Origin of the sequence: Actinosynnema sp. NPDC059797, assembly GCF_042732085.1 — a bacterium.
Lineage (GTDB): Bacteria > Actinomycetota > Actinomycetes > Mycobacteriales > Pseudonocardiaceae > Actinosynnema.
This window is the reverse complement of record NZ_JBHWIE010000305.1, coordinates 1-8,653: the sequence shown is the minus strand read 5'-3', so window position 1 is coordinate 8,653 and position 8,653 is coordinate 1. Positions and strand designations below refer to the sequence as shown.

General features: G+C 75.0%; 4 protein-coding genes. All 4 read right to left on the bottom strand.

Going from position 1 to position 8,653, the window contains the following annotated elements; genetic code table 11:
• Nucleotides 1–353: 353 nt before the first annotated feature.
• A complete protein-coding gene (locus tag ACFV4N_RS35240) occupies nucleotides 354–1,187 on the bottom strand; it encodes a hypothetical protein (RefSeq protein ID WP_499676991.1) in 834 nt (277 codons plus the stop codon).
• A gap of 2 nt (nucleotides 1,188–1,189) precedes the next feature.
• Nucleotides 1,190–2,134 carry an ABC transporter ATP-binding protein gene (locus tag ACFV4N_RS35235; protein ID WP_499676990.1) on the bottom strand — a complete coding sequence of 315 codons (945 nt, stop codon included), beginning with the start codon at nucleotides 2,132–2,134 and terminating at the stop codon, nucleotides 1,190–1,192.
• Between the two features lie 177 nt (nucleotides 2,135–2,311).
• Nucleotides 2,312–2,533, bottom strand: coding sequence for an MbtH family protein (locus tag ACFV4N_RS35230; protein ID WP_438920846.1), 222 nt, complete (start codon nucleotides 2,531–2,533; stop codon nucleotides 2,312–2,314).
• A 5-nt stretch (nucleotides 2,534–2,538) separates the two neighbouring features.
• Nucleotides 2,539–8,610 carry an amino acid adenylation domain-containing protein gene (locus ACFV4N_RS35225; protein ID WP_499676989.1) on the bottom strand — a complete coding sequence of 2,024 codons (6,072 nt, stop codon included), beginning with the start codon at nucleotides 8,608–8,610 and terminating at the stop codon, nucleotides 2,539–2,541.
• Between the last annotated feature and the right edge of the window lie 43 nt (nucleotides 8,611–8,653).

Genomic DNA, 8,653 nt, shown 5'->3' with positions numbered 1-8,653 from the left:
GAGTCGATGAGCAGATCAGCCGAGGCCGTCGTGGTGACCACCGGCCACCTGGGAACCGACGCCGTCGCCCCGACCGGGCCAGCGCGAATTCCGAGCGACGAGGCCCCGGCGACCCGCCCGCGAATCAGCCACCAGGACGACGAAAACCGATCGGGATGGGCAATCCGGGCGCGACCGCGCACCGGAACGGTCGGCGCGGTCGCGCCCGCGCCGAATCGGTCGATGTGGTCCCCGAACGCGCAAAGTTCTTCCCCTGCCGCCGGTGTTCGGCAGGGGATGTCCCGATCAGGCAGGGGCTTTTCCCGGACTTTTCGACCGCCGCCCGGGCTCACCGGTCGCCCCCGATCCCGGTGTCAGGCGTCGCGGCGCTTGAGGAGCACCCCGCCCGCGACCACGGCGGCGACCGCCCACGCCGCGAGCACCGTGACTGCGGTGCCCGGCCCGTACGGCTCCACGGCCCGGTCGATCAGGTACCCGCCCGCCGACAGCGGCAGGTACTGGCCCATGGTGTTGAGGATGGCGCTGTCCACCGCTTGGAACGCGGCGGGCAGGCCGAACACCGCCAGCAGGGCGATCGCGAAGGTGCCCGCGGTGCTGCGGATGATGAAGCCGAGCCCCATGCTGAACACGCCGAGCGAGGTCAGGTAGACGGTGACCGCGAAGACGTCGCGCACGATGTCGTCGACGCCGCCGCTGCGGTACGGGCCGAGCGCGATCCAGGCGATGCCGTCCCCGAGCAGGCCGAACACGATCCCGGTCGCGGCGCACACGACGGTGACCACCGTCGTCTTGGCCACGATCATCCGACCCCGCTTCGGCACCCACTGGAGGGTCGAGCGGATGCTGCCGGTTTGGTACTCCGAGCACACTGCGATGATCGCCAGCGCGATGATGGCGAACTGCACCAGCTGCAACCCGGAGACGCCCACGCTGCCCACCGGGACCGAGCCGGGTTGGCCGTTCTCGGCTTGGACCTGGAGCCGGGTGGCCAGCGCGATCACGGCCGTGAAGGCGGCCAGCAGCAGCGTGGAGGCGATCAGGGTCCACCACGTCGAGCGCAGCGTCCAGAACTTGCTCCACTCCGACGACACCGCGCCGGGGAACCCGCCGCCGCGCGGGGCGGGCAGCGCGGCGTTCGACGCCCTGGCCCGCGCGCGCTCCGCCTGGGGAACGAGGTTGTTCGCCATGTTCAGACCTGCGCTTCCGTGTTCGCGGCGCCCTTGGACGGCGCGCCGTACTCGACGCTGGCGCCGGTGATCTCCATGTAGGCCTCCTCCAACGAGGCTTCGACAACCCGCAGCTCGTGCAGCCGCACACCCTCCTGGAAGGCGAGGTCGCCGATCTCGGCGACGGCGCTGCCCGCGACGGTGATGCTGTCGGAGGTCTCCGTGGTGATGGTGAACGAGTGGCGCAGCAGCTGCTCGCGCAGCCGGTCGAGGTGGGCGGGATCGGGCACCCGCACCCGCACGGCGGTGGCGGAGCTGTTGCCGATGATGGACTCGATCGGCCCTTCGGCGATGAGCTTGCCCTTGCCGATGACGACCAGGTGGTCGGCGGTCAGCTGCATCTCGCTCATCAGGTGGCTGGACACGAAGACCGTCCGGCCCTCGCCGGCCAGCTCGCGCACCAGCTCGCGCACCCAGCGCACGCCGTCCGGGTCGAGGCCGTTGACCGGCTCGTCGAGGATGAGGATGTCCGGGTCGCCCAGCAGCGCGCCGGCGATGCCCAGCCGCTGCCCCATGCCGAGGGAGAACGCACCCGCCCTCTTGCGCGCCACATTCTCCAGGCCGACGATCTCCAGCACCTCGTCGACCCGGGACAGGGGGATGCCGTTGCTGCGGGCCATCGCGATCAGGTGGCTGCGGGCCCGGCGGCCGGGGTGCAGCGACTTCGCGTCGAGCAGGGCGCCCACGCGCCGCAGCGGGTGGCTCAGCGCCGCGTAGGGCTTCCCGTCGATCAACGCCCGACCCCCGGAAGGGCTGTCGAGCCCGAGGATCATGCGCATGGTGGTGGACTTGCCGGAACCGTTGGGCCCCAGGAAGCCGGTGACCCGTCCCGGAGCGATCTCCAGGTCCAGGTCGTCTACGGCCACGGTGTCCCCGTAGCGTTTCGTCAGCCCGCTCAGCGTGATCAAGGAAGCCCTCCGTCGGTGGTGTCGTGATCGAGGTTAGGGGCTGCCGACGACCGATCCATCGGTCCTAAGCAGCATGCGACCGGGACTTTCGACAGAGTCCGTTCGGGTGATCAACAACGCCGACGGCCCCGACGGCGCGGTGCCGTCGGGGCCGTCACGGCCTGCTGAGGAGGGCGTTCAGTCGGCCGCCGTCTTTTCCATCGCCTCGACCAGGCTGCGCGGGCGCATGTCGGTCCAGGTGCGCTCGATGAAGTCCAGGCAGGACTGCCGGTCGGTTTCCTGGAGCGCCACCGACCACCCCGCCGGCACGTCGGCGAAGGTCGGCCACAGCGAGTACTGCCCCTCGTCGTTGACGAGCACGGCGTACCGGCCATCGGGGTCCTCGAACGGGTTCGTCACCGCTGTCATCCCTCCCTGTCCGTCCCGGCCCCGGAGGCCAGGACACGGCTGATCTCGTCGACCGCCCGTTCGACGGTCATCAGGTCCTCGTGCCCGCCGGGCACGACGTGCTCGGCGAGCAGCCCACCCGTGAGGCCGCGCCACGCCGCCGCCGACCACCTCGGGTCGCCCCGCCGGGCCGTGTCCTCGGCGGTGAACACCACGGCGTCGCCGTCGAACGGGTCGAGCCGCACGTCGCGGGTGAGCCGGCTGGTGTTGACGAAGACCGCGGACGCGGCACGGGGATCCCCGCCGGGCAGGTGCCCCATCGGGTGCCCGCGCTCGGCCAACCGGGCGGCGAGGTCCGCCGCGCCGCGGTCGTCGAGGGTCCGGGGGTCCACGCCCAGGTCGCCGGCGAGCTGCGCGTACGCCTCGTCCTCCGACCACTCCCCCGCCCCACCCGGGTCGGGCGGGTAGGCGTCGACGAGGGCGAGCAGCTCGACCCGCGCCCCGGCGGCGCGCAGCGCGGTCGCGACACGGTGCGCCAAGAGCCCACCGGACGACCAGCCGAGCAGGCGGTACGGCCCGCTCGGGTGGGCGGAGCGGATCACCTCGACGTAGTCGGCCACCATCTCCTCGACGGTGGCGGCGGGTTCCTCGCCGACGCGCAGCCCCTTCGCCTGCACGGCGTACACCGGTCCGGTCGACCGGCGGGCCAGCGGGCCGTAGCACCAGCCGAGCCCCAGGCCCGGGTGCAGGCAGAACAGCGGCGGCCCGGCGCCCTCGGCGCGCAGCGGCAGCAGGACCTCCAGCGGGTCGGACGGGCCGCCCGCGCGCTCGGCGAGCGCCGCCGGTGTCGGCGCGACGAACAGGTCGCGGATGGACACCTCGCGCCCCAGCGCCTCGACCACCCGGCCCACCAGGTCGGTGACCAGCAGCGAGTGGCCGCCCAGCTCGAAGAAGTCGTCGTGCACGCCGACGTCGGGCAGGTCGAGCACGGCGGCGAAGCACGCGCACAGCGCTTCCTCCACCGGGGTCCGGCTCCGCCGGTCCGCTCGCGGCACGGGCGCGGGTTCGGGCAGCGCCGCCCGGTCGACCTTCCCGTTGGGGGTCAGCGGAAGGCCGTCCACCAGCACGACCCGGTCCGGGACCAGGTAGCGGGGCAGCGTGGCGAGCAGGTGGGCCCGCAGGGCGGGCGCGGTGGCGGCGGCACCCGGAGCCGGCACCGCGTACGCGGCCAGCCGCCGGTCGGTGGGCGTGCGCCGCCACACCGCGACCGCCGCTTCGACGACGTCGGGGTGCGCCGCCAGCGCGGCCTCGACCTCCGCCGGTTCGACCCGGAAGCCGCGGATCTTGACCTGCTCGTCCACCCTGCCGACGAACTCCAGCACCCCGTCGGGCCGCCACCGGGCCAGGTCGCCGGTGCGGTACATCCGGGTCCCGGGCGCGCCGTGCGGGTCGGGGACGAACCGCTCGGCGGTGAGCGCACGCGCGCCGTGGTAGCCGCGGGCCAGTGCGGGTCCCGCGATGAACAGCTCGCCCGCGACGCCGGGCGGCGCCGGGCGCAGCGCCGGGTCCAGCACGTAGAGGCGGGAGTTGCGGAACGGCCTGCCGATCGGCACCCGGCCGGTGTCGGTCGGGCCGCACCGCCACCAGGTGACGCCGATGGTGGCCTCTGTGGGGCCGTAGCCGTTGACCATCCGCCGGTCCGCGGCCCAGCGGGAGACCAGCTCGGGCGGGCAGACGTCACCGCTGACGATGAGCGTGACCCCGGGCGCGAGCCCGCCGTCGGGCAACCCGGCCACCACCGCGGTCGGCAGCGCGACTTGCGTGACCCGGTGTCGCGCCGCGAACGCGGCCAACGCGGCCCCGCTCGGGCGCTCGTTGGGCGCCAGCACGACCGCGGCGCCGCTGAGCAGGCCCCCGAAGACGTTCCAGAGCGAGGCGTCGAAGCTGGAGGACACCAGTTGCAGCAACCGGCTGCGCTCGGAGACGCCGAAGTGCTCGGTCTGCTCCTTGACCAGGTCGACCACGCCGGTGTGGGTCAGCACCACGCCCTTGGGCCTGCCCGTGGAGCCCGACGTGTAGATGGTGTACGCCGCATTGGCCACCCGCGGCGGCGGCGCGTCCGCGTCGGTCAGCGGCTCACCGGACCGCCCGGCCAGGTCCGCGACGACGGCGGGGTCGTCGAGCGCCACGACGGGCGCGGCGCCGTGCGCCCCGCCCCGGGCCCACCCGGTGGTGGTCAGCACGAGCACCGGGTCCGCGTCGGCGAGCATGAAGGCCACCCGGTCGGGCGGGTACTCGGGGTCGACGGGCAGGTAGGTGGCTCCGGAGGCGAACACCGCGAGCAGCGCCACCACCCAGTCCGGGGAGTGCGGCAGGGCCACCGCGACGGGTCGCTCCGGCGCGGCGCCGTGCTCCACCAGCAGCCGGGCCAGTCGGTTGACCGCCGCGGACAGCTCCCGGTAGGTCAGCTCCACCGGGTCGCCACCGCCGTCGCCGTCGTGGACCAGGGCGACCCGGTCGGGCACGCGGGAGGCGGTGGCGGCGAACAACGCGGGCACCGTGGCGGGCGAGGTGGCCGGGTCGACCGGGTTCCAGGTGTTGAGGATGAGGTCCGCCTCGCCGGGTTCGAGCAGGTCGACCTCGCCGACGCGCAGCTCGGGCGAGCGGGTGAGCCGGTCGAGCGCCAACAGCAGGCGGCGGCCGAGCAGCTCGGCGGTGTCCGGCCGGAACAGGTCCGTGCGGTACTCGACGACGCCGTGCAGCGGCGGGTGTTGGGCGCCGGTGCCCCGGTGCGGGGAGAAGCCGAACGCGAGGTCGAACTTGGACACCCCGGTGTCCACCGGCACGGCCTCGGCCGAGAGCCCGTCGAGGAACTCCGCCCCCGCGTCGGGCCCGGTGGTGTTGTCGAGCGTGAGCAGCACCTGGAACAGCGGGTGCGCGGCGGTCGAGCGGGTCGGGTTGAGCAGTTCCACCAGCCGTTCGAAGGGCACGTCCTGGTTGTCGTAGGCGGCGAGGTCGACCGCGCGGACCCTGGCCAGCAGCTCGGCGAAGGTGGGGTCGCCCCGCAGGTCGGTGCGCAGCACGAGCGTGTTGGCGAAGAACCCGACCAGGTCGTCGAGGGCGTTGTCGGTGCGGCCGGCGATCGGTGTCCCGAGCGGGATGTCCTCACCCGCGCCCATCCGGCCCAGCACGACGGCCAGCGCGGCCTGGAGCACCATGAAGGTGGTCACCCGGTGGTCGCGGGCCACGCCCGCGATCCGCGCGTGCAGCTCGGCGGGCACGGTGAAGCCGACCGCGTCGCCGCGCGGCGACCCGATGGCGGGCCGGGCGTGGTCCAGCGGCAGGTCGAGGTGTTCGGGCAGGTCCCGCAGGGCCGTGCGCCAGTGGTCGAGCTGGCGGGTGAGGGGGCCGGCGGAGTCGTCCGCGCCGTGGAGCAGGTCGTGCTGCCACTGCGCCCAGTCCGCGTACTGGACGGGCAACGGCGCCCAGTCCGGGGCCCGGCCCGCCCGCCTGGCCGCGTAGGCCCGGCCGAGGTCGGTCAGCAGCGGTCTGCGGGACCACCCGTCGGCCGCGGTGTGGTGCACCACGAGCAGCAGGACGTTGTCCTCCGGGCCGAGGGAGAACAGGCCGGTGCGCAGCGGGGGTTCGGCGGCCAGGTCGAAGGGGACGGCCGCGGCGGTGGCGAGGTCGTCGGCCAGCCGCTCGGCCGACGTGGCGGTGACGGGCAGCCGCGGCACGGCCTCGTGGGGGGCCAGGACCACCTGCCGCGGTTCGCCGCCGTCGCCGACCAGGGTGGTGCGCAGCGACTCGTGCCGCTCGACCAGGTCGGCCAGCGCGGAGCGGAGCGCCGCGAGGTCCGGTTCACCGCGCAGGCGCAGGGCGACCGGGATGTTGTAGGTGGACGAGGGTCCTTCCATCCGGTCGAGGAACCACAGCCTGCTCTGCGTCGACGACAGCGGGACGGGCCGGTCGTGGCCCCGTGGCCGGACCTCCGGCCTGCTCCCGGCCGCGGTGTCCAGGGCCGCCGCCAGGCCGGCCGGCGTCGGCGAGTCGAAGAGGCGGCGGAGCTCGACCTCGACGCCGAGCACCGACCGGATCCGGCTGATCAGCCTGGTGGCGGACAGGGAGTGCCCGCCGAGGTCGAAGAAGCTGTCGTCCACGCCGACCTCGGGCAGGTTGAGCAGGTCGGCGAACAGGCCGCACAGGACCTCCTCGCGAGGCCCGCGGGGCGCCCGGCCCGCCACCGGCGCGTCCCGGTCGGGCCGGGCCTCCGAGAGGGCGCGGCGGTCGACCTTCCCGTTCGGGGTCAGCGGGAACGCGTCGACGAGCTCGATCGTCGCGGGGATCATGTAGTCGGGCAGCACGGCGGCCAGCGCCTCCCGCAGCTCCCGCGGCGCGGGCGCCGCGCCGCGGGAGGGCAGGACGTGGCCGACCAGGTGCACGCCGCCCGCGTCCTGGACGGCGAGCACCACGGCCGCGGCGACGCCTGGCCGCGCGGCCAGCGCGGCCTCGACCTCGCTCGGCTCCACCCGGAAGCCCCGCACCTTGACCTGGTCGTCGGCCCGGCCGACCCAGGTCAGCTCGCCGTCACCGGCCACCCGCACCACGTCCCCGGTGCGGTACATCCGCCCACCGGGCGGCCCGAACGGGTCGGCGACGAACCGCTCGGCGCTCAGCCCCGGTCGGCCCGGGTAACCGCGCGCGAGCCCCGTGCCCGCGAGGTAGAGGTGCCCTGTTCCGCCGGGTGGGACCGGGCGCAGCGCCGAGTCGAGCGTGTACGCGCGGGCGTGCGCCGCGGGCTTGCCGATCGGCACGACCTCGGGCACGGCCGTGCCGGCGCGCGCGGTGTAGGTCGTGGCGTACGACGTAGCCTCGGTGGGGCCGTAAGCGTTGGTGAGCACCAGGCCCGGACACGCGTCGAGCACGGCCCGCACCGCCGGGCGCGCCACCTGCTCCCCTCCGACCCACAGCTGCCGCAGGGAGCGCGGCAGGGCGTGGCCCGCCTCGACCAGCACCGGCAGCATGGCCGCGGTCAGGCACGCGCCGGTGACGCGCTCGGTCTCCAGGAGGCGCACCAGCGCGGCCGGGGACAGCTCGTCGGGCGGCGCGAACACGACGGTGCCGCCGGTGAGCAGGGTGGGCCACACCTCGTTGGTGGCGGCGTCGAAGGCGTGCGGCGACTGCGCCAAGACCCGCTCGCGGGCGCCGTCGACCCACGAGTGGTCGCGCGCCAGGTCGACGACGGCGCGGTGGGTGACGGCCACGCTTTTGGGCCCGCCGGACGAGCCGGAGGTCTGCATGAGGCAGGCGAGCTGGTCGGGCAGCGGACGGGCGTCCGGCTCGGGCAGGGGCGCGTCATCGTCGGGGCCCAGGACGGCGACGCCGAGCGCGCCGGCGCGCCCGGCGGAGGCGTCGTCGGACAGGACCAGGCGCACGCCGGCCCCGGCGAGCACGCGGCGGAGCCGGTCGTCGGGGTGGGCCTGGTGCAGCGGCAGGTAGGCGCCGCCGGCCTTGAGCACGGCGAGTTCGGCCACGACCACGTCCGGCCCGCGCCGCATGAGCAGCGCCACCGGGTCCTCGGGCCCCACCCCCGCCGCGACCAGCCTGCGCGCCAGCCGGTCCGCCCTGGCGTCGAGTTCGGCGTAGGTCAGGTCGAGTCCGTCGGCGCGCAGCGCGATCGCGTCGGGCGCCGCGGCGGCGACCAGGGCGAACACCGCGGGCACGCTCGTGGCGGGCGCGCCCGCCGCGTCGCGATCGACCACCCCGCGGTCGGCAAGGTCTCGATCGGCCACGACGCGGTCTGCCAAGTCGCGATCGGCCAGGTCGAGCTCGCCGACCGGCCGCCCCGGGTCGTCGAGCAGCCTCTCCAGGACCCGCGCCAGCCGCCTGGCCACGGAGTCCGCGGTGGCCTCGTCGACGACGTCGGGGCGGTAGTCGAGGCGCAGGCGCAGGCGCGGGCCGGGGACGGCGACGAGCCCGAGCGGGTAGTGGGTGCTGTCCCGCCCGCTGATCCCGAGGACCCGCGTCCCCGAGCCGCCCGGGACGACCGCGCCGCCGCCGTCGTGCGGGTAGTTCTCGAAGACGGTCATGGTGTCGAACAGCTCACCCGCGCCGACGACCCGCTGCACGTCG